Raw genomic sequence first — 17,653 nt, forward strand, 5'->3', positions numbered from 1 at the left:
GGGGCAGGCGCCGGAGGGTGGCCAGCCATTGCCACCGCTCCGCGCGCCAGGCGGCAGTTCAGCGGTTCAGGCAACGGAAGTTGTCGATCTCCCGCGCGTAGTAGCAGATTGCGCCCTCCGGCGCCGGCAGGAATTCCAGCCGCATCGTCGCCCCCGTCGCCAGGCCGTACTGACGGCCGAACATCACATCGGGAATCTCACTCATCCGTTCCATGGGCCGGGCCCGGCTGGTCTGGGCCTTCTGCAGGCGGACATCGATACTGCGGGGTCCGAAATGCAGGACATCCGCCACCAGCGACGCGTAGTTGACCTCCGAAGCGACGCGTTCCATGGCAGCGAAGCTCATCTTTTCACCGATGATGAGCCGCTCTTCCAGGCGAATCCGCGCACCGTCGTTGAGCACGATGTCGCTGGTGCCGTGGTAGGAAACGCCGAGCCTGTAGGCGGGGCGATCGAACACCAGGCCGGCCACGGCCAGCAAGGCCAGCCCACCGAGGATGAAGGCGTGTTTGTAGCGGCGCAGCATCATGGCCAGCCCCTCATGCAGCGACGGACCATTTCCAGTTGCAGGTTGGCCATCTTGTTGTCCTCGAGAAAGATCAGGTTCTCCGTGGTGCCATCGGTACGAACGCAGGCCAGGTCGTAGAGGCGGTTCGAGCGATTGATCCAGATATGTCCGGCAAGGCCTTCCTCGCGGGCATCCAGCGCCGGCTTGAAGGTCTCGCGAATCCTGGCGTTCTCCTCGGCGCTGTCGCCGATGAAGTGGTAGGTCATGTGACCGGCCGCCACGTCTTCGATCACCAGCTCCGACGCGGCGTCATCGAAGACGCCCAGGCGATACAGCGCCACCAGCGCGAGCAGGCAGCACATCAATACATAGGCAGGCACCAGCAGCTTCGGCGAGCGGAGCAGGTTTGCCAGCCGATGCCGTGGGGCGGTGGATGGAGAATCGGCGGTCGTCGGGGCCTGCTCCGCGTCCGCCTCGGCCACGACCTCGGCGACGCCCGGCGCAGACGCCGATGCGGACGACGGCGTGGCTTCGTCAGCGACCTGTTGCGCGTTGAATCGATAACCCCGGCGCGGGACGGTCTGCAGCAACTCGTGGTCGGTGCCGTCTTCGATCAGGTTGCGCAGGGTGAATATCGCCTGGTTCAGACTTCCGGCGGCAACCACACGGTTATCCCAGGCGTATTCCATGATTTCGTTGCGACTGCGGGTTTCCCCCGGTTTATCCAGCAGAAGTTGCAACAAGCGGGATTCCGAATAGGAAAGTGTCACCGTGCGCGGTTCACCCACATTCGAACTTATATGCAACTGGTTGTTTGCGGCTTCGAACAACACTGCTCCGCCACTTTTCAGGAAGAACTTGAACTGGTTTTTCATGAATCTTTTCTGAGCTTATTGATTTCATTAACCACAGGAATGATGCGGATTCTCTCGCACATCGACTCCCAGCTGCGCACCACACGGCACAAATAACGATTTTTGATTCTTGTTCTGGCCGCCCTTGGCCCACAGTGCATGGGCGCCGGAAAGGGCGCGAAAGCAAGGCTTCACGTGCTCTTTCATCCGGGCGAACCGCTTGACGGCAAGCCGGATTGCGTTCGTGCCTGCGACCACTCCCCGGTGCATCGAGCAGGCCGGCCCGGCGCGACCCCAACAGGAATTCACATGCATATCAAAGAACTTTCCATCCTCTCGCTTTCGATGGTGCTGTGTGGCTGTTCGATGGCTCCAGCCATCGATACGACCGAACTATCGACACGACCCGCCACTGCGCCGTTGCAAATCATTGAAAGAGACGAAGGCACCATTGCCTGGAAGAAATATCCAGCGCCACTTTCAAGCAAACATGACAAATCGATATTCATCGACTTGCCCAAGTCACTCGCCAATAACGAGCAGGTTTTCAGCGAGTCCGATGCGGATATCAACAAACTGCTCCTCCACTTCCGAGGCCAGCTGGAACGGCAATTGTCCTCAGCCGGCTACCGCCTGGTGAACCGGCCCACACCGGGGGCCCTGTCCTTGCGTGTCTCGATCGCCGATCTCCAGCGTAAACCCCGTGATCCGAACGTCACGGAGTACATCCCGATCGGCATGCTGATCGGCCTCTCCCTGCACGTCACCGGCGTGCGCGATGAAACCCTCTATGTGTTCTTCGAAAGCGAAGTCCGCGACGGCACCAGCGGCGAAACCCTCGCTCGCGCCGTCGACCGCGCCAAGGGTCGCAACGTCGGGCAATCCGACAAACCCACGGTCGAGGACATCTACCCGGCCCTCGACGCGAGCGCATTGCAGATTCGCGAACGCCTGGACAGAGAGTTCCGGCCAAAAGGATCGGCCTGATCCCCCGCTCCAATCCAACCAACCCAACAGGACAAACGATGAAATTCGGCAAACAACTGGCAGCCGCCCTCCTCACCTTCAGCTCCCTCAGCGCCTTCGCGGATGACCGCGGCCTGTATCTGGGCGGCGGCGTGACCCGGGTCGAAATCGACGAGCGCACCATCGGCGACGACGACAACAGCTACAAGGCCTACGTCGGCTACCGCTTCAACCCCTACCTGGCAGTGGAAGGCGCATGGGTCGACCTGGGCAGCTTCGAAGGCGAGCGCGCCGATTTCGACGGCCACTCCCTGCAGGCCGCCGCCCACTTCGGCGTTCCGGTGGGCGACCGCGTGCGCCTGTTCGCCAGTGCCGGCGTGCATGCCTGGGAGGCCGACGACGACAGCGCCGGTGACAGCAGCGACCTGGACCTGACCTACGGTCTCGGCGTCGAAGTGGACGTGTTCCGCAACGTCGGCGTGCGCCTGGAACAGGAAGTCCTGAAGGTCGGCGATATCGAACTCGACCAGACCAGCGCCAGCGCCTACGTGCTCTTCTGATTCCCCGTGCGGCTCCTGCCTCGGCAGCGAGCCGCTCCTTCCCAGGGGCTGCATATCAGCCCCTTTTTTCCAGCCTGCCGAACAGGCTTTCCGCCTGCATTTCCTCCCGCTCCTGGGCGAATCGGTAGGAGACGTAGTACTTGTACACGTTGCTCACGTAATCGAGGGTTTCACGCCCCAGTTCCCTGGCCGCCATCCGCTCCACATGGCCGTACCAGCGATCCGGGTCGAGACCACTTTCCCGCGCCATGCGCCTGATCTTCTGCAAATTGCCGGGCCCGGCGTTATAGGCCGCAAGCAGCAGAAACATACGGTTGTCCGGCGTCAGCGCCGGGTCGTCCAGGTAGGTGTCGGCGAGAAAACGCAGGTACTTGCTGGCAGCTTCGACGTTCCTTTCCGCACTGCTGCCTACGCCTGACACCCGCACGTTCGGGTCCGCCGCAGTACTCGGCAGCACCTGCATCACCCCCACCGCGCCCTGGTTGCTGCGCGCACGCTGGTCGAATCGCGATTCGTGGAAGGCCTGGGCCATCAGCATCAGGGGGTCCAGGCCATGGCGCTCGGCGGACGCGATGAAGGCCCGATTGAGCCGGTGGAAACGACGCAGTTCGTCGGCTGAAGCCGGTTCATCGAGAAAGCGTCCGGCCTCCAGCCGCTCTTCCTTCCAGGCTCGCGCCGGGCGCCTGCCGCGCTGCTGGTCACTGAAAAACTCCGCCAGCACTTCACGCAGCTCGGGATTGCCGTCGCGCACGGCCCAGGCGTAGGGGCCACCCCAGGAGAACCCGAGGGGCTGGATCGCAAGGTTGCCCAAGGTCGGCTGCCAGGCTTTCGCCACGCGCCGGTCCACCACGGCTGCGGCGAGCGTCCCGGCATTCACCCGTCCCAGCAGCTCCTCGGGCTCGATGCCTTCGGACTGGGGCAACAGATGAATCGGCGCCAGACCACGCTCGCTGAAGGTCCGGCTCAGTTCCACCAGTCCCCAGAAATCATGGCTCAGCGCGGGTACCGCGACCTCCTTGCCGGCCAGGTCATCGAGGCGCGCAAGCTTCGCGCCGAAGGGGCCGCTCACCAGCACCGGTTCGCTGCGGAACTCGCCGGACGCCATGACCACCTGCCCACCGAAGCGTGCACGCTCGTCTGCCACCAAACCACCTGCGGCAATGTCGCCGACGCCACGGATCAGGCTGGGCAGCAACTGGTCGCGGCTCACCGGGATGAACATCACGTGCCAGCGCGAACCACCACTCCGGCGCGGGTATCGCTGATTGAGCCAGCGTTCGAACGCCAGTCCGGTTTCATGGCTGACGCCCTTCTGGCGGCCTTGCTCGATATGGAAGAAGGTGCGGCTGTAAGGGACCAGGATGCGGATGGTGCGGCGCTCGCGAAGGCATTCGAAATCATAGGTTCGATTCGGCGGCGGCTCGGGTGCGAGCATCGGCGCTGCAATCGGCGCGACGGTCTGCTGCACGGCGTGGGCCAGCGGCAGGACGCCCAGCAGCAGGCCGGCCGGCAGGGCGATCAGGCCCGGGAACGAGCGCAGCGAGGTGCGCCCTCTACGAGTTGCCATGGGAGTTCCTGTATTCGGATTCAGATCCGCCCGCGGGCCGGATAAACGCAGCCCGGGGCGGTGAGGCGAACCTCGGCGCCTGGCGGTTCAGTACCGCTGGGCGATGTAGCGGAAGGGATAATCGGGGGATTGATAGGTCCCGATCCTGCCGCGCTTGGGCAGCTTCGCTTCGCTTTCCTCGGGGACGTCCGCGTAGGGAATCTGGTCCAGGAGGTGCTGGATGACATTGAGGCGAACACGGCGCTTGTCCTCCGAGCGGGCGATATGCCAGGGCGCCCACGCGGTATCGGTCGCCATGAACATTTCATCGCGCGCCCGGGTGTAGTCGTCCCAGCGCGTGAAGGACTTGATGTCCATCGGCGACAGCTTCCAGGTCTTGCGCCCGTCGCGGATGCGGTCCTCGAGCCGGCGCTCCTGCTCCTGCGGACTGACCTCCAGCCAGTACTTCAGCAGGATGATCCCCGACTCGACCACCGCGCGCTCGAACAGCGGCGTGAAGGCGAAGAACTTTTCAACCTCCTTGTCACTGCAGAAGCCCATGACCCGCTCGACGCCCGCGCGGTTGTACCAGCTCCTGTCGAAGATCACGACTTCGCCACCGGCCGGGAAGTGGCCGATGTAGCGCTGTACGTACATCTGCGACTTCTCCCGCTCCGTGGGCGTCGGCAACGCGACGGTACGGAAGATGCGCGGGCTGGTGCGTTCCGTGAGGGCCTTGATCACACCGCCCTTGCCGGCCCCATCCCGGCCTTCGAAGACGACGCAGACCTTGATCCCCTCCTGCACCACCCAGCGCTGCAGCTTCACCAGTTCGACATGCAACCTTTTCAGCTCCGCCTCGTACTGCTTGCGAGGCATCCTGAGGCCGTTGGCCAACTCCCTGGACTTGTCGGTTTTCCCGGTCATACATCCCTCTCTCTGTCAGACATGCGGATTCCGCGCAGCGAAATCCATGCAGTTGTCCAGACGCGCTCGGGTACTCCCTGTGACCGTCCCGCACCCGGCCGGCGGGAACGTCCCGCCAGTCCTTGAAACCGGTGAGCAACAACGCGTTGCGCCGCCCAAGCCGGATTTCCCGCAGCCAGAAAAAATCACCTGCCCGTCGCCCCGGCACCCGCAAAGGTTCGAGGGCGAAAGGCAGGTGCAACGCTCAATGGAAGGGGAAGATGTAGTTCATCCAGGCCGCCATGCGCAGGAGGATCTTGCGCATCACCGCCACGTGGTGGAAATGTTCGCTGTAGAGCGCCGCCTGACCGTAGGCGCCGCCGGGCATCAGGGATGCGTAGCGGGCATAGTCCGGGTCGGTGATCTCGACGATCACCGGCACCCGGCCAGGAGGCGGCGAGCCGGTGAAGCTGAGCAGGTTGCCGGAGGGCTGCACCTGGCCTTCGCCGATCACCGAAATCACCTGCTTCACCTTGCCCTTGAACACCTGGCCCGGGATGCCGTCGAACGCCACTTCGGCCTCGTCGCCGGGGGTCAGTCGCAGCTGGCTGTTCTGGCGCATCCAGGCGGCGATGTAGTGGCCCTCGTCCGGGATGAACACCATCGACGGACGCAGCGGCAACCGCGTGGCCATCATGCCCGGGCGCAGCGACACATGGGTCACGAAGCCCTTGCTCGGCGCGCGCACCACGGTGTGGTCGAGGTCGAACTGGGCGATGTTCAGCTGTGCCTGCAGGTCATCCACCCGTGCGGTGGTGAGGTCCACGTCGCGGCGGTTGCCGACATTGCGGGCAGCCAGTTCACGGGCACGGGACTGGTCGGCACGAGCCGACACCAGCTGCGCCTTGATGGATTTGACCTTGTTTTCGAACGGCGTCGGGTCGATGCGGAACAGCACGTCGCCCTTCTCCAGCGGCTGGTTGGTCTTGACCGGCACCTCCACCACCTGGCCGCTCACAGTCGGAACCACCGGTGTCGACACGAAGTAACTGCGCGCCACTTCGGAGTACGGGTGGTTGTAGTTCATCAGGAAGATCAGGGTCCCGATCAGCACCACGCCGCCCAGTGCGGCAGTGGGCACCGACCACTTGTTCAGCGGGATGCGGAAGATCTTGAAGATGGCAACGCAGATGGCCGTGTAGGTGAGGATCAGCAACAGGTCCATGTCAGGCCTCCTCTACCGCGCGGGCCGAACGGGGCGCGCCCTGCCCTTCCAGGCGTTCCAGACGCCGGCGCATCTCGGCCAGTTGCTGCTCCAGTTCGGCCTTCGGTGTGCCGAAGCCCCAGCCGCGATCCTCGCGGTACAACATGGCCCAGATCCACAGGAACGGCCACAGCGCATGGAGGGTGAACAGGCTCACCCAGCCGGCGGCGTGGATCGCATCCTGGTGCGGATGGTTACGCCGCTTGGAGATTTCGTAAGGGATGTCGTGGATCACGATGATGCCGTAGAACAGCACGATCACGACGAAGAACAGCACGCCAAGGGCGAAGTAATCGAGAATCCCGTCACTTACCATTTCATCACCTGGTTTTTTGGGGGAAGACGTCCGCATCCGGCTGGGTTGTGCAAGGCGCCGGAGATGTTGCGGATTCGAGGCCAGACCGCTGTGCGCCAGTGTTTCCGGCGCACGCGAAAAGGAACCGGCCATCGACCGGCTCCCACCTGGGTATTTATCGGGGGAGGCCCGTCAGGGCCTGAAGTTGCGCGCGTCCCGCGCCCAGTCATCGAGCACGGGCTTGAGGTCGTCCAGTACCAGCGGAGTCTTGCGGTTTTCCAGGCTCAAGCCCTGGCCCTTGCGCACCGTCCTGACGACGGGCTTGCCGCTGGCTGCATCCACCGCTTCCACTTCGGCGTAGATGGCCACTTCCTGGTCGCGCGCTCCCGCCGCCGTGGTGGTGGCAGCCGCCAGCAGGGCGATCGGGATGACCTCATAGACCTTCAGGTGCTCGTTGGAGATCGCCACGGCGGAGATGGACGGACGCACGATCAGGGTGTCCGCCTCCGGTGTACCGACCAGGCGGGCCTTGCCAATCAGTTCGCGCTGCAACGACATGCGCATGTAGGCGGCGATCTGGTCCATGGTCTGCTGGCTCATCTGGTCGCTGGGGGCCTGGGCCGGATGGAACACCGGCTTTTCCACCAGGAGCGTGCCGTAGCGCTTCGGGTCGAAGTCCGGCGCGGTCCAGCGCAGCACGGGCTCACCGCTGGCGGACATGGTTTCTTCGAGCTTCGAATAATCCCCGAGGAAACCCGAGTACTCCTCGGGTTGGGTGATCTTGCTGGAACAGCCGCTGCCGAGCAGGACAACGCCTGCCAGCGCAAGGGTGCAAAGCGGTTTCGCCATGAATGACTCCAGGAGTTTGTCGGGGCGGGCGCACACGCTTTCCACCCCTTGGAACCGGGTCGCAAAGCCTAGGGATAGCCGCCAACTGGCTCTTTGCATCTCACGACAAAAATTTCGCATTTGATGACAGCGTGACGCAGTTCCTTGCAACAAAACATGTCGATCCGCATCACGTCGTCGGAGATGCGCCCGATTGAATACGAGCTGCGCTTTATCACTCCCCGCGATAAAGGCATGCCAAGTCATTCCTTTCATTCATCAGCGGGACGTGTTGAGCTCGGCTGGCGAGAAATTTGTGCGGAATTCGACGACCGTCAGTTCGCCGACGACCCGCTACCTGCTAAAACAAACAACGAGCCCTATCGCAGTTCACTTATGGCCGGCAGCATTCCAGAAACCACTTTCACGCCCTACCCGCCCCTGCTCGAGCAGCCGGTCCAGCTCACTCGCGCGGAACTGCTCGCTTCCCTGGAAAACACCATGGCGCGCCATCGCGGCGGGCCCGTCTGGCTGTTTGCCTATGGCTCGCTGATCTGGCGACCGGAATGTCCTGCGGTGGAGTCCCGCCGCGCGCGTATCCACGGCTATCACCGCGGCCTCTACCTCTGGTCGCTGATCCATCGCGGCACGCCGGAAACGCCGGGGCTGGTGCTGGGCCTGGACCGTGGCGGCTCCTGTGCAGGCTTCGCCTATCGCCTTCCGGAAGAGCAACTGCACGAACACCTGTTCGCTCTCTGGCAGCGGGAAATGCCCGATGCCGCCTACCAGCCGAAATGGCTCAACTGCCAATTGGCGGGCGGGCCCCAGGTGCAGGCCCTTGGCTTCGTGTTGCGCCGTGACTTCGCCTGTTATGCCGGCGCCCTGCCGGACCACGTGCTGCGCCAGGTGTTCGACGGCGCGAGCGGCCACTACGGCAGCACGCGGGACTACGTGGAGAAAACCGCGAGCACCCTCCGCGCCCACGCCATGCCCGACCGCAAGCTGGAAGAAGCGCTGGTGCGTTGCTGCAAGCAGGGTGCGCTGGTCTTCAGCTGAAGCGGTGGCAATCCGTTCCTGCCCCGGCAACCTGCTTACCACTCAACACGAAATTTCCTGCACGGGTCTGCCTTGAACCCCTACGAGGCGAATGAGTAGTTTTCCGGCCTCGACTCTGCGTTCCCCGACTCACGGAAATTGGCATGAAGACTCTGCATCGCTTCCCGACTCTGGAAGACTTCAACGACGACGTGCTGGACGTGCGCGACGACTCCAGCCCCGAGGCGTTCCACCGCCTGGGCGACTACCGGCTGGTGCAAGTCTGCCGCCTGATCGAACGCCTGCGTCTTGAACAGGGATCAGGCACCGCCGACCGCCTGCGCCAGGAAGCCCTGCTATCGGGAATGGAAGCGCTGCTGATGGATGCACACATGATGTATGCGCGGGCCCAGCGCGCGACGTAGAAACTTCTTGTGTAGGAGCGAGCTTGCTCGCGAAGATTCGGAGTCAAGCGATTCGCGAGCAAGCTCGCTCCTACAGAAACAGCCGCTCACTCTGGATGACTTTCCGCTGACGATCAGGTGGGCCTGAACCGCTTTTGGTCCCCCGGCGCGGCGTAGAAACTCAGCCGTTCAATCAACGCCAACTTCGACCACATCCCCCTGCAACCTGACTGGCCATACCCGCAGCTTCTGCTCCGGGTACTCCAGGCAAGAACCGTCCTCCAGACGGTAGTGCTGCTTGTAGAGCGGCGAGGCGATTACCAGGTCGCCGCCGAGGTGGCCGATGATGCCGCGGCCGATCACGTTGGCATGGGCCATTGGGTCGTGGTTCTGCACCGCGAACAACTGCTCACCCTCCTCGCCCTTCAGGTAGAACAGCGCTACCTGGATGTTGCTCACCCGGGCCACCACGCCCGAATTAGGCACCAGATCCTCCCGGCGGCAGACGGTTTGCCAACGGCCCCGGACTTCATTGCGTTGCAAGCTTGCTTCGATCATCAGACCACCTCCTCGGCTACTGGGATCAAGGTGAGCTCGGCCGCCCGCGCCGGACGGATCTGCCCACGTTCTTTGACGAAATGGATGTCCGGGTCGCCGCTCGCGTCGTTGACGAAGGTGCGGAAGCGCTTGAGCTTCTCCGGGTCGTTGATGGCGTTGGTCCACTCGCATTCGTAGCGATCCACCACCAGTTGCATCTGTGCTTCCAGCTCCGCACCCAGGCCCAGGCTGTCGTCGATGATCACCGCCTTGAGGTAGTCCAGGCCGCCTTCCAGGCTCTCGCGCCAGACCGAGGTGCGCTGCAGCTTGTCGGCGGTGCGGATGTAGAACATCAGGAAGCGGTCGATGTAGCGGATCAGGGTTTCGTCATCCAGATCGGTGGCGAACAGCTCCGCGTGGCGCGGGCGCATGCCGCCGTTGCCACTGACATAGAGGTTCCAGCCTTTCTCGGTGGCGATCACGCCCACGTCCTTGCTCTGCGCCTCGGCACATTCGCGGGTGCAGCCGGAGACAGCGAACTTCAGCTTGTGCGGGGAACGCAGGCCCTTGTAGCGGTGCTCGATATCCAGGGCCATCTTCACGCTGTCCTGCACGCCGTAGCGGCACCAGGTGCTGCCGACGCAGGACTTCACGGTACGGGTCGACTTGCCGTAGGCGTGGCCGGTCTCGAAGCCGGCGGCGATCAGCTCCGCCCAGATATCCGGCAGCTCGTGGAGTTGGGCACCGAACAGGTCGATGCGCTGGCCGCCGGTGATCTTGGTGTAGAGGTCGTACTTCTTCGCCACTTCGCCGATGGCGATCAGGCCTTCCGGGGTGATCTCGCCACCGGGGATGCGCGGCACCACCGAGTAGGTGCCGTTCTTCTGCATGTTGGCCATGAAGGTGTCGTTGGTGTCCTGCAGCGGCACCAGCCAGGGGTCCTGGATCGGCCGGTTCCAGCAGGACGCGAGGATGGAGCCGATGGCCGGCTTGCAGATCTCGCAGCCGACATGGCCGCGACCGTGTTTGGCGAGCATTTCCTCGAAGGTCTCGATGCCTTCCACCCGCACCAGTGCATAGAGCTCCTGACGGGTGTAGGCGAAGTGCTCGCAAAGGCTTTTGTCCACCGCCACGCCACGGGCCGACAGCTCGTGCTCGACCACTTGTTTGAGCAGCGCCGCGCAACCGCCGCAGCCGGTGGCCGCCTTGGTGCAGGTCTTGACCCCGGCGACGTCGGTGCAGCCGCTATCGATGGCAGAGCAGATCGCGCCCTTGCTGACGTTGTGGCAGGAACAGATGGTGGCGGTGGCCGGCAGCGCGTCCGCGCCCAGGGCCGGAGCGCCCTCGCCCGCCGGCAGGATCAGGCTGGACGGGTCAGCTGGCAGCGCAATGCCGTTCTGCACGTATTGCAGCAGCGTGTCGTAGTAGCTGTTGTCGCCCACCAGCACGGCACCCAGGGCCTGCTTGCCGTCGGCGGACACCACGAGCCGGCGGTAGCTGGAAGCAGCTTCGTCGATGAAGCGGTAGCTGCGCGCGCCAGGCAACGCACCGTGGGCATCGCCGATGGAGCCCACATCCACGCCCAACAGCTTCAGCTTGGTGGACATGTCGGCGCCGATGAAGGGATCGGCGTCTTCACCGCAGAGCTGCGTGGCGACGCTGCGGGCCATCTGGTAGCCGGGAGCGACCAGGCCGAAGATGCTGCCGTTCCAGGCGGCACACTCACCGATGGCGAAGATGTCCGAATCCGAGGTCAGGCACTGGCCATCGATCGCCACGCCGCCGCGCGCGCCCAGTTCGAGGCCGCACTGGCGCGCGAGGGCATCCTGTGGGCGGATACCAGCGGAAAAGACGATCAGGTCGGTTTCGAGGAAATCCTCGCCAGCGAAGTTCATCCGATAGCGATAGTCCTCGCCGGCGCTGATGGACTGGGTGGCCTTGGAGAGGTGCACACCCACGCCGAGCGCTTCGATACGCGCCTTGAGGGCCGCACCGCCGAGGTCGTCGAGCTGGACCGGCATGAGGCGCGGGGCGAACTCCACCACGTGGGCGTCGAGACCCAGGGACTTCAGCGCGTTGGCCGCTTCCAGACCCAGCAGACCGCCGCCCACCACCACGCCACGACGTGCCTGGGCGGCAGCCGCGCGAATGGTGTCGAGATCCGCCAGGGTGCGGTAGACCAGGCGCGAGTCGCCTTCGGCGCCCTCAATAGGGGGCACGAAAGGATAGGAACCGGTGGCCAGCACCAGCTTGTCATAGGCCAGGCTACCGTTGGCGGTCATCACCTCGCGCCGCTCGCGGTCGATGCCCAGCACGGGCACGCCCAGGTGGAGGGTCACGCCCGGCGTCTGATAGAGGCTGGCCTCGCTCAGGGCCAGGGATTCGGCATCGCGGCCCGTGAAGTATTCGGAGAGGTGCACGCGGTCATAGGCACGCAGCGGCTCTTCGCTGAAGACTTCGATGCGATAGCGGTCCAGGGCGCCGCGCTCGATCAATTGCTCGACGCAATGATGGCCGACCATGCCATTGCCGATGACGATCAGCGTTTGCACATCAGTGGAAGCGACGTTGGAGTTCATAGGTAGCACCCGGCCCAAGCCAATCACGTTTTCTGGGGGCAAAAAAAAGCGCCTGGGACTTATCGTCCCAGGCGCCTTTGCCTGTTCGTTCTTCGATGCCGCCGAGCCACTTTGCTTGGGGCACCTGTAATCCCGGGAGTGATCGCCTTTGATCTGCCGGGCCGCCCTCCGCGTTGTTCGCGGTGGGCCTGGTCCTGCCTATGCAGTGGCTGTGCCAGATTGCCGAATCGCGTTTTGCGCCACCTTGCCAACGCCAGCAACGGCGCGGCCTCCAGCAGGCCCGGCAGCTGCCTCGACCGTTGCCACCGGCGAATCCCGCGAGCATCCGGACAAGAACCAAAACGGTGCGCATGCACCTTCCGCGCCCCATCCTGAAGCTCATCCAGCACGTTGCGAATCAAGCGGGAAATTACCCGCAAGCACCGTCCCGCCAAGCCTTCACGCGCATCGCTGGAGACTTGGCATGTGCCTTGCGATAGCACCGCCAAGGCAATCAATGCCGATTGCCCTACCCCACGACAAAGGCGCCGTGTCTCCCCCGTTCCGACGGAGGGTGGCATGGCGCTTTTTCGTTTCCGTGCAAGGAACGGGATATGGCGAACAAGACAGTGCGAAGCGTGTGTCCCTATTGCGGCGTCGGCTGCGGCATCGTCATGGAAGTCGCGGACAACCGCGTGATCAAGGTGACGGGCGACAAGGATCATCCGAGCAACTTCGGCCGCCTCTGCACCAAGGGCAATACCTGCGCCCAGCCGCTCGCCGACTCCGGCCGCATGGAGCACGCCTACCTGCGCCACGAACGCAGCCGCGACCCGGTGCGCACCAGCATCGACCAGGCCATCGACGACACCGCGCGACGCCTCCGCACCCTGCTCGATAGCCATGGCCCGGACGCCATCTCCCTCTATGTATCCGGGCAGATGTCGCTGGAAGCGCAGTACCTGGCCAACAAGCTGGCCAAGGGATTCATCCGCACCCGTCACATCGAATCCAACTCCCGGCTGTGCATGGCCAGCGCAGGCAGCGGCTACAAGATCTCCCTGGGTTCGGATGGTCCGCCCGGCTCCTATCAGGATTTCGACAAGGCCGACCTGTTCCTGGTGACGGGCGCCAACATGGCCGACTGCCACCCGATCCTGTTCCTGCGCATGATGGACAGGGTCAAGGCCGGGGCGAAGCTGATCGTGGTCGATCCACGCCGCACTGCCACCGCCGACAAGGCCAGCCTCTATCTGCCCATCAGGCCGGGCACCGACCTCGCCCTGCTCAACGGTCTGTTGCACCTGCTGCATCGCAACGGCCATACCCATCCCGACTTCATTGCCGCCCACACCACAGGCTGGGAAGCCATGCCGGCTTTCCTCGAGGACTACACGCCGGAACGCGTCGCCGCCATCACCGGCCTGCCTGAAGCGGATATCCACAAGGCCGCCCAATGGATCGGCGAAGCACCGGAGTGGATGAGCTGCTGGACCATGGGCCTCAACCAGAGCACCCACGGCACCTGGAACACCAACGCCCTGTGCAACCTGCACCTGGCCACCGGCGCCATCTGCCGTCCGGGCAGCGGTCCCTTCTCCCTCACCGGCCAGCCCAACGCCATGGGCGGACGCGAAATGGGCTACATGGGCCCCGGCCTGCCCGGCCAGCGCTCGCTGCTGGTGGCGGACGATCGCGCCTTCATCGAAGACCTGTGGCAACTCCCACGCGGGCACCTGCGCCAGGATGGCGGCAACGGCACCGTCGCCATGTTCGAGGCCATGCGTGACGGAGACATCAAGGCCTGCTGGATCATCTGCACCAACCCGGTGGCCACCGTGCCGAATCGCCGCCACGCCATCGAGGGGCTACAGGCCGCCGAACTGGTGATCACCCAGGACGCATTCCTCGACACCGAGACCAACCGCTACGCCGATATCCTCCTGCCCGGCGCGCTGTGGGCCGAGTCGGAAGGCGTGATGATCAATTCCGAACGCAATCTCACCCTCACCCGCAAGGCCGTGGACGCCCCCGGCGACAGCCTGCCGGACTGGCAGATCATCGCCCGCGTGGCCTGCGCGATGGGGTTTGCCGACGCCTTCGACTACAACTCCGCAGAGGACGTGTTCGACGAGATCAAACGGGCCTGGAACCCCAAGACCGGCTACGACATCCGCGGCGCCAGCTTCGAGCTGCTGCGCCAGGGGCCGCTGCAATGGCCCTGTGCACCGGGCAGTGAAGCCAACGCGCGCAACCCCATTCGCTACCTCAACGACGGCGTCAGCCAGGCGCTCAAACTGAATGCCGACGGCACCCGCCCGGCCATTGCCTTCGCCACCGCGGACGGCAAGGGGGTGTTCTTCCCCCGTCCGCACATGGAACCGGCGGACCTGCCCGACGATGCCTTCCCGCTGGTGCTCAACACCGGCCGCGTGCAGCACCAGTGGCACACCCTGACCAAGACCGGCAAGGTGGCCACCCTGAACAAGCTCAACCCTGGCGCCTTCCTGGAAATTCACCCGAACGATGCCAGCCGTCTGGGCATCGTCGACAAGGGCCAGGTTGAAGTGCGCTCTCGCCGTGGTCGCGCCATCTTGCCGGCGGTGGTCACCGACCGCGTGCAACCGGGCAACTGCTTCGCGCCGTTCCACTGGAATGATCGCTACGGCGACGACCTGGCGATCAATGCGGTGACCAGCGATGCCATCGATCCCATTTCGCTGCAGCCGGAATTCAAGTACAGCGCCGTCGCCCTGGCGCCCGTCACGCCGGCCAGCCCCCAGCTCATCCCCTTGCTAGAAGTCGAGTCGGTCGCGGCCAGCGCCGCTGCCGGTTTTTCGGAGGAACTCGCCGACATGCCGATCAACGCCTTCGCCCGCCTGCTGAATCTCGAAGACAGTGCCGACCTCAGCCTGGCGCCAACCGAGCAGCGCTACCTGCAGGGTTACCTGCTCGGCCTGCGCAGTGAGGAGAGCCGCAAGCAAGGTGGCGTCCCTACCTTGCCGGCCAGCGCGCCCCTGGCTGCGGATACCCGCCTTCTGCTGGACGGCATCCTCGCCGGGTTGTTCTCCCGCAGCTGGGAGTCACCAGCGGCACAACCGGTGCCCAATACCGTTGTGGATAACCCTTTGCTGGTGCTCTGGTGTTCGCAAACGGGCAATGCCGAGCGCTTCGCCGCCGTCTGTGCGGAACGACTCAAGGCGGAAGGTCGCGCAGTGACGGTGCGCTCGATGGACGCCATCCAGCCGGCCGAACTGGCCAGCGCCGGCACCGTGCTGGTGATCGCCAGCACCTTCGGCGATGGCGATCCGTCCGACAACGGCGCGTCACTCTGGAGCGTCCTGAACACGGATAACGCGCCTTCGCTGGTCGGCCTGGACTTCGCCGTGCTCGCCATGGGCGACTCCAACTACGATCAGTTCTGCGGCTTCGGTCGCCGGCTCGACGCCCGCCTCGAAGCACTCGGTGCCCGTCGCCTGGCACCGCGCGTGGACTGCGAACCGGAATACGAGGAACCGGCGCGCGCCTGGCTGGCCAACGTCCTGCGGGCCCTGGCCGGTGCCGTGGTGGAGCAACCGGTTCTGCAAACCGTTGGAGCTCCCGCCGAGGATTCAGAGATTCCGGCCTACAGCCGCCAACGCCCTCTCGCCAGCCGCCTGCTGCGCAACCCCGTGCTGAATGCGCAGGGCTCGAGCAAAGAAACCCGGCAGATCGTCCTCGACCTCAAGGGCAGCGGGCTGAGCTATCAGGCCGGCGATGCGCTGGGCGTGTGGCCCAGCAACTGTCCGTCGCTGGTGAACGAGGTCCTGACCGCCCTGGACCTCGACGGCAATCATTCGGTTGAAGTGCGAGATCAGGGCGTCCTGCCACTCTCCCATGCGCTGGGCCGGCATTTCGAGATCGCCAAGGTCACACCCGATCTGCTGCGCTTCGTCGCAGAGCGTTCCGACAGTGCGGAGCTCCAGCGCCTGCTGGAGCCGGCGAACAAGGCGGAACTGGGCGACTGGCTCTGGGGCAGGCAACTGCCCGACCTGCTGCGTGCGTTCCCGATCCGCGCCAGCGCAGAGGAACTGCTGGGCTGCCTCAAGCGCCTGCAACCGCGCCTTTACTCCATCGCCTCCAGCCCCCTGGCTACGCCGGATGAAGTCCACCTGACCGTTTCCACCGTGCGCTATCGGTGCGAGGAACGTGATCGAGACGGCGTCTGCTCGGCCTTCCTTGCCGACCGCGCCGGCCAGGGCGATGTGCCGATCTTCATCCAGAAGTCCGCCCACTTCCGCGTGCCGTCCGACCCGCAGCGGCCAATGATCATGGTCGGCCCGGGCACTGGCATCGCCCCCTTCCGCGCCTTCCTCCAGGAGCGCGAAGCTTCCGGCGCCAAGGGCCGTAACTGGCTGTTCTTCGGCGAGCAGCGGGAAGCGACCGACTTCTACTACCGCGACGAGCTGCACGCCTGGCAGGCCAGCGGCCACCTGCATCGCCTGGACACCGCCTTCTCCCGCGACCAGTCCGAGAAGGTGTACGTGCAGCAGCGCATGCTCGAACAAGGTGCTGAGCTCTGGCGCTGGCTGGAGGATGGCGCGCACTTCTACGTCTGCGGCGACGCCGGCCGCATGGCCAGGGATGTGGATGCGGCACTCAAGGCAGTGGTGCGCGAGCATGGCGGCCTCAGCTCAGACGATGCCGAGGCCTATGTCGGCAGGATGGCGCGGGAGAAGCGCTATGTGAGGGATGTGTACTGAGAGACAGGCCGCATGCCGCCCTACAGCTCCTACGACGTTCAGATTGCCAGCCGGTAACGCAACACATAAGATGCAAATCTTTCTCAAATGCATCCAAATCCCAAACCCGGCGTATCCCTGTGATGTCGACCCCTTCCTACCAGCGGCAAGTCGAGCTGTATTACCGCGAGAATCACGGATGGATTCGCGCATGGCTCAACCGCAAGCTTGGCAACGCCAGCGATGCGGCGGACCTGGCACATGATGTATTCGTGCGCCTGCTGAGCAGGCCACGCACCTTCGACAACGAGAGCCATGCCCGCGCCTATCTCAGCGGCATGTCGCGCAATGTCTGCGTGGATTTCTGGCGCCGCCGCCAGGTGGAGCAGGCATGGCTGGAGGTGCTGGCCAGCCGCCCGGAAGCCTTCGTCCCCTCCGAAGAACACCGACTGCTAGTGCTCGAAGCCCTGCAGCAGGTACACGCGATGCTCTGCCGTCTGCCAACGAAAGTGGCCGAGGCCTTCCTTCTGGCCCAGCTTCACGGCCTGGGCTACAAGGACATCGCCCAGCGCCTGGGGGTTTCCGAGCGCAGCGTGACGCGCTATATCGCCGATGCCATGTATCAGTGCCTGCTGCTGGAAGCGGAGCTCGACGAGGCGCTGGCCTGAGAC

At 64.4% G+C, this 17,653-nt stretch carries 15 protein-coding genes; 6 read left to right on the forward strand and 9 right to left on the reverse strand.

The window, feature by feature from the left end:
- Positions 1-58: 58 nt before the first annotated feature.
- Together DM872_RS17905 and DM872_RS17910 are read right to left on the reverse strand one after the other, a co-directional pair.
- The gene (locus tag DM872_RS17905) at positions 59-529 is read right to left on the reverse strand and encodes a hypothetical protein (protein WP_179060737.1); all 471 of its coding nucleotides are present in this window, start codon (positions 527-529) and stop codon (positions 59-61) included.
- On the reverse strand, positions 526-1,383 hold the full coding sequence (locus DM872_RS17910) for a transcriptional regulator (protein WP_179060738.1): 858 nt from the start codon (positions 1,381-1,383) through the stop codon (positions 526-528). The genes DM872_RS17905 and DM872_RS17910 overlap by 4 nt, the downstream gene beginning before the upstream one ends.
- A 288-nt stretch (positions 1,384-1,671) precedes the next feature.
- Between DM872_RS17910 and DM872_RS17915 the strand changes: the two genes are divergently transcribed.
- Positions 1,672-2,349 (forward strand): DUF3313 domain-containing protein, encoded by a 678-nt coding sequence (locus DM872_RS17915; RefSeq protein ID WP_179060739.1) that lies wholly within the window; start codon positions 1,672-1,674, stop codon positions 2,347-2,349.
- Positions 2,350-2,387: 38 nt separating this feature from the next.
- On the forward strand, positions 2,388-2,888 hold the full coding sequence (locus DM872_RS17920; protein WP_179060740.1) for an outer membrane beta-barrel protein: 501 nt from the start codon (positions 2,388-2,390) through the stop codon (positions 2,886-2,888).
- A gap of 55 nt (positions 2,889-2,943) precedes the next feature.
- On the opposite strand, the gene DM872_RS17925 is transcribed toward DM872_RS17920, so the two are convergent.
- The 5 genes from DM872_RS17925 to DM872_RS17945 all read right to left on the reverse strand — a co-directional run bounded on the left by DM872_RS17925 (position 2,944) and on the right by DM872_RS17945 (position 7,748).
- Positions 2,944-4,455, reverse strand: coding sequence for a transglycosylase SLT domain-containing protein (locus DM872_RS17925; RefSeq protein ID WP_179060741.1), 1,512 nt, complete (start codon positions 4,453-4,455; stop codon positions 2,944-2,946).
- A gap of 87 nt (positions 4,456-4,542) precedes the next feature.
- A complete protein-coding gene (gene ppk2 / locus DM872_RS17930) occupies positions 4,543-5,361 on the reverse strand; it encodes a polyphosphate kinase 2 (protein WP_179060742.1) in 819 nt (272 codons plus the stop codon).
- Between the two features lie 244 nt (positions 5,362-5,605).
- Positions 5,606-6,565 carry an HlyD family secretion protein gene (locus DM872_RS17935; RefSeq protein ID WP_179060743.1) on the reverse strand — a complete coding sequence of 320 codons (960 nt, stop codon included), beginning with the start codon at positions 6,563-6,565 and terminating at the stop codon, positions 5,606-5,608.
- A 1-nt stretch (position 6,566) separates the two neighbouring features.
- Positions 6,567-6,905, reverse strand: coding sequence for a DUF3302 domain-containing protein (locus DM872_RS17940; protein WP_179061005.1), 339 nt, complete (start codon positions 6,903-6,905; stop codon positions 6,567-6,569).
- A 186-nt stretch (positions 6,906-7,091) separates the two neighbouring features.
- Positions 7,092-7,748 carry a DUF3313 domain-containing protein gene (locus DM872_RS17945; protein WP_179060744.1) on the reverse strand — a complete coding sequence of 219 codons (657 nt, stop codon included), beginning with the start codon at positions 7,746-7,748 and terminating at the stop codon, positions 7,092-7,094.
- 375 nt (positions 7,749-8,123) lie between these two features.
- On the opposite strand from DM872_RS17945, the gene DM872_RS17950 reads away from it, so the two are divergent.
- Both DM872_RS17950 and DM872_RS17955 read left to right on the forward strand, forming a co-directional pair.
- Positions 8,124-8,783 (forward strand): gamma-glutamylcyclotransferase, encoded by a 660-nt coding sequence (locus DM872_RS17950; protein WP_179060745.1) that lies wholly within the window; start codon positions 8,124-8,126, stop codon positions 8,781-8,783.
- A gap of 143 nt (positions 8,784-8,926) precedes the next feature.
- Positions 8,927-9,187 (forward strand): hypothetical protein, encoded by a 261-nt coding sequence (locus DM872_RS17955; RefSeq protein WP_179060746.1) that lies wholly within the window; start codon positions 8,927-8,929, stop codon positions 9,185-9,187.
- 168 nt (positions 9,188-9,355) lie between these two features.
- On the opposite strand, the gene nirD is transcribed toward DM872_RS17955, so the two are convergent.
- Both nirD and nirB read right to left on the reverse strand, forming a co-directional pair.
- On the reverse strand, positions 9,356-9,724 hold the full coding sequence (gene nirD, locus DM872_RS17960; RefSeq protein WP_179060747.1) for a nitrite reductase small subunit NirD: 369 nt from the start codon (positions 9,722-9,724) through the stop codon (positions 9,356-9,358).
- Positions 9,724-12,282 (reverse strand): nitrite reductase large subunit NirB, encoded by a 2,559-nt coding sequence (gene nirB, locus DM872_RS17965; protein ID WP_179060748.1) that lies wholly within the window; start codon positions 12,280-12,282, stop codon positions 9,724-9,726. The genes nirD and nirB overlap by 1 nt, the downstream gene beginning before the upstream one ends.
- Before the next feature lie 593 nt (positions 12,283-12,875).
- On the opposite strand from nirB, the gene DM872_RS17970 reads away from it, so the two are divergent.
- Positions 12,876-17,003 (forward strand): sulfite reductase subunit alpha, encoded by a 4,128-nt coding sequence (locus DM872_RS17970; RefSeq protein WP_179060749.1) that lies wholly within the window; start codon positions 12,876-12,878, stop codon positions 17,001-17,003.
- Positions 17,004-17,125: 122 nt separating this feature from the next.
- Positions 17,126-17,650: a sigma-70 family RNA polymerase sigma factor gene (locus tag DM872_RS17975; protein ID WP_179060750.1), complete on the forward strand. Its 525-nt coding sequence runs from the start codon at positions 17,126-17,128 to the stop codon at positions 17,648-17,650.
- Positions 17,651-17,653: the final 3 nt, after the last annotated feature.

It is taken from the genome of Pseudomonas taiwanensis, from assembly GCF_013393345.1.
Lineage (GTDB): Bacteria > Pseudomonadota > Gammaproteobacteria > Pseudomonadales > Pseudomonadaceae > Metapseudomonas > Metapseudomonas resinovorans_C.

What these genes read in the sequence shown, in the direction of transcription:
- DM872_RS17905 (WP_179060737.1), bottom strand. Translation starts at nt 529, where the DNA reads ATGATGCTGCGCCGCTACAAACACGCCTTCATCCTCGGTGGGCTGGCC.
- DM872_RS17910 (WP_179060738.1), bottom strand. Translation starts at nt 1,383, where the DNA reads ATGAAAAACCAGTTCAAGTTCTTCCTGAAAAGTGGCGGAGCAGTGTTG.
- DM872_RS17915 (WP_179060739.1), top strand. Translation starts at nt 1,672, where the DNA reads ATGCATATCAAAGAACTTTCCATCCTCTCGCTTTCGATGGTGCTGTGT.
- DM872_RS17920 (WP_179060740.1), top strand. Translation starts at nt 2,388, where the DNA reads ATGAAATTCGGCAAACAACTGGCAGCCGCCCTCCTCACCTTCAGCTCC.
- DM872_RS17925 (WP_179060741.1), bottom strand. Translation starts at nt 4,455, where the DNA reads ATGGCAACTCGTAGAGGGCGCACCTCGCTGCGCTCGTTCCCGGGCCTG.
- ppk2 (WP_179060742.1), bottom strand. Translation starts at nt 5,361, where the DNA reads ATGACCGGGAAAACCGACAAGTCCAGGGAGTTGGCCAACGGCCTCAGG.
- DM872_RS17935 (WP_179060743.1), bottom strand. Translation starts at nt 6,565, where the DNA reads ATGGACCTGTTGCTGATCCTCACCTACACGGCCATCTGCGTTGCCATC.
- DM872_RS17945 (WP_179060744.1), bottom strand. Translation starts at nt 7,748, where the DNA reads ATGGCGAAACCGCTTTGCACCCTTGCGCTGGCAGGCGTTGTCCTGCTC.
- DM872_RS17950 (WP_179060745.1), top strand. Translation starts at nt 8,124, where the DNA reads ATGGCCGGCAGCATTCCAGAAACCACTTTCACGCCCTACCCGCCCCTG.
- DM872_RS17955 (WP_179060746.1), top strand. Translation starts at nt 8,927, where the DNA reads ATGAAGACTCTGCATCGCTTCCCGACTCTGGAAGACTTCAACGACGAC.
- nirD (WP_179060747.1), bottom strand. Translation starts at nt 9,724, where the DNA reads ATGATCGAAGCAAGCTTGCAACGCAATGAAGTCCGGGGCCGTTGGCAA.
- nirB (WP_179060748.1), bottom strand. Translation starts at nt 12,282, where the DNA reads ATGAACTCCAACGTCGCTTCCACTGATGTGCAAACGCTGATCGTCATC.
- DM872_RS17970 (WP_179060749.1), top strand. Translation starts at nt 12,876, where the DNA reads ATGGCGAACAAGACAGTGCGAAGCGTGTGTCCCTATTGCGGCGTCGGC.
- DM872_RS17975 (WP_179060750.1), top strand. Translation starts at nt 17,126, where the DNA reads ATGTCGACCCCTTCCTACCAGCGGCAAGTCGAGCTGTATTACCGCGAG.